Origin of the sequence: Actinoplanes sp. NPDC048791 (genome assembly GCF_040650095.1) — a bacterium.
GTDB lineage: Bacteria > Actinomycetota > Actinomycetes > Mycobacteriales > Micromonosporaceae > Actinoplanes.
This window is the reverse complement of the sequence record NZ_JBEZGQ010001093.1, coordinates 1-2,643: the sequence shown is the minus strand read 5'-3', so window position 1 is coordinate 2,643 and position 2,643 is coordinate 1. Positions and strand designations below refer to the sequence as shown.

Sequence of the window (2,643 nt, the reverse complement as noted above, 5' to 3'; positions counted from 1 at the left end):
CCGGCACGATCCTCGCGCAAGTCAGCACCGAGGTGCGACCGTTCCAGACCCACGCCGTCCACCAGCAGGTCGCCAACGAAACTGTAGTTTCGCTGCGCAGTGACCATCGCTCACCCAGCGCGGGTCGCTCTCGGCGGCCACGGCCGTGCCGCAGCCGGCCAGGACGCTCAGCGCGAGGCCGAGCAGCAACACCTTGGGGGTACGCATCGCAGACAAACTCCGTCCGTCAGTCACCAACGAGGACGGAGGAAATATGGTCCCGTGCGCCGCCGCGAAGTTCGATCCCCCGCAGGGCTGGCATACATCGGGGAGAAGATCCGTCCGGCCGGTGACGAAGGGGCAACGCCCCCGGCCGGATCGGGCCGGATCAGCGGGTCACTTGCTCCAGAACACGTACAGGGCGCCGTAGGGGACCGCCTTGGTCGTGCCGTCGGTGCAGGCGCCGGCCGGGGCCACGCCGCCGGAGGTGTAGAGCCGCTGGATGTGGGTGGCCTTGGCCAGCAGGCCCTTGGCCGGGCCACTGTGGGTGTCGATCGTGAGCAGCAGCTCGGCGATCGTGCCGGCGCGCGCCCGCTCCGCCGTCTTCGTCGCCGTCACCAGGGAACCGTCGCGCTCGGACTGCCAGCTCGGGCCCTTGAAGTGGTGCAGCAGGCCGCCGGGACCGGCCAGCTTGGCCTCGGGCACGGAGCCTCCGGTGAAGACACCGCCGGTGCACGTGTACGTCTGGGTGCCCCTGACGACCCGGTAGCTGCCGAGCCGGACCGCGCCCGCCGGCGGGTCGATGACCGAAGGCGACGCGACCGGCCGCGGCCGGGAGCCCGGGGTGAGCTCGGCGGCGGACGCGTTGTAGCTGATCGCGCCGACGCCCACCAGCACGGTGGCGGCGGCGGCCATGGTCAGGGCACGGACGCGGGTTCGGGTACGGGGCATGGCAGTGATCTCCTCCGATAGGTATGTCGCACCCCAGTACGGGCACCATGCGACTACGGATGGCCGGTTGCCCGAAAGTCGTCGGGCATTGCCCGGATAGACGATCCTGTGTGGATGACAGACCTCGACCTGCGCCCGGTGACCGAAGCGGACCTGCCGATGTTGCGGCGTTTCGCCGTCGAGCCCGGCCTGATCGGCAACGACTGGTTCGGCTTCCGTGACCCGCGGGCCCAGGATCGCCGCTTCGCCCAGGACGGCTATCTCGGCACCGACAACGGCCGGCTCATCGTCGCCACCGAGGGACAGGCAGTGGGTTTCGTCACCTGGTCCGAGGGCCGGTACGGCGGCTCGGCGGGCTACTGGGAGATCGGCATCGTGCTGCTCCCGCAGTGGCGCGGTCGCGGCCTCGGCTGGCGGGCCCAGGCCATGCTCTGTGACTACCTCTTCCTGCACACCCCGGCCCAGCGCATCCAGGCGGGCACCCAGCCGGAGAACGTGGCCGAGCAGAAGTCGCTGGTCAAGGCCGGCTTCCGGCTCGAGGGCACGGTCCGGTCGGCGGAGTTCCGGGCGGGCCAATGGCGCGACGGACTGCTCTACAGCCGGCTGCGCACCGACCCCTCGGTGGCTGTCTAGAGGTCGATGCCGGTCAGCACCATGACGCGCGGCTCGGTGTAGTCGTCCATCGCGCTGGCCACGCCTTCCCGGCCCACGCCGCTGCCCTTCACCCCGCCGTACGGCATCTGGTCGGCCCGGTACGACGGCACGTCGCCCACGATCACGCCGCCGACCTTCAGGTCACGGTGTGCGGCGAATGCCGTCTGGATGCTGTGGGTGAAGACGCCCGCCTGGAGCCCGTACGCCGAGTCGTTGATCGCCGCGAAGCCGGCGGCGTCGTCGCTCACCTCGGCCACCACCAGCACCGGCCCGAAGATCTCCTCGGTGACCACTTTGGCATCGGCCGGGACGCCGGTCAGCACCGTCGGCGGGTACGTCGCACCGTCGCGCTTGCCGCCCACCGCCACGGTCGCGCCGGCGGCCACCGCCTCGTCGACCCACTCCTCGACGCGTTTCGCCGCGTCCTCGCTGATCATCGGGCCGACCTCGACCTCCGGGTCCTGCGGGTCGCCGGTGCGCAGCGCGTTCACCGCGTCGAGCAGCCGCGGCAGGAAGCCGGTGAGGCTCGCGTGCACGTAGACCCGCTGGACCGCGATGCAGCTCTGGCCCGCCTGGTAGGTGCCGAACGTCGCCACCCGCTGCGCCGCCCAGCTCAGGTCGGCGTCGCTGCTGTAGTCGCCGCAGAGCAGGACCGCCGCGTTGCCGCCCAGCTCGAGCGTCACGTGCTTGTCCGGCGCGGACCGGCGGATCTGCGCGCCGACCGGGCCCGAGCCGGTGAACGACACGATCGGCAGGCGCGGATCGGCGACCAGCGCGGCGGCGCGGTCGTTCGGGACCGGCAGCACCGAGAACATGCCGGCCGGCAGGTCGGTCTCGGCCAGCAGCTCACCGAGCAGCAGCGCGGTCAGCGGGGTGGCCGGCGCGGGCTTGAGCACGATCGGCGCGCCGACCGCGATCGCCGGGGCGACTTTGTGGGCGACCAGGTTGAGCGGGAAGTTGAACGGCGCGATGCCCAGCACCGGTCCGCGCGGCACGCGCTTGACCAGAGCGAGCCGGCCGGTGCCGCCGGCGTCGGTGTCGAGGCGCTGCAGGTCGCCG

Annotated in this window: 3 protein-coding genes; 1 reads left to right on the top strand and 2 read right to left on the bottom strand. The window is 71.9% G+C overall.

What is annotated here, in order from left to right:
• Positions 1–375 precede the first annotated feature (375 nt).
• Complete coding sequence (locus AB0C29_RS42640) at positions 376–930, bottom strand: DUF3455 domain-containing protein (protein ID WP_360833257.1); 555 nt, start codon at positions 928–930, stop codon at positions 376–378.
• 114 nt (positions 931–1,044) lie between these two features.
• On the opposite strand from AB0C29_RS42640, the gene AB0C29_RS42635 reads away from it, so the two are divergent.
• Positions 1,045–1,563 (top strand): GNAT family protein, encoded by a 519-nt coding sequence (locus AB0C29_RS42635; protein ID WP_360833255.1) that lies wholly within the window; start codon positions 1,045–1,047, stop codon positions 1,561–1,563.
• Here AB0C29_RS42635 and AB0C29_RS42630 read toward each other — a convergent pair.
• The coding region (locus tag AB0C29_RS42630; protein WP_360833253.1) for an aldehyde dehydrogenase family protein at positions 1,560–2,643 on the bottom strand (1,084 nt) is incomplete at its 5' end. The two genes, AB0C29_RS42635 and AB0C29_RS42630, sit on opposite strands and share 4 nt — an antisense overlap.

Bases quoted from the DNA above. Each gene is read 5' to 3' on its own strand.
- AB0C29_RS42640 (WP_360833257.1), bottom strand. From the start codon at position 930: ATGCCCCGTACCCGAACCCGCGTCCGTGCCCTGACCATGGCCGCCGCC.
- AB0C29_RS42635 (WP_360833255.1), top strand. From the start codon at position 1,045: ATGACAGACCTCGACCTGCGCCCGGTGACCGAAGCGGACCTGCCGATG.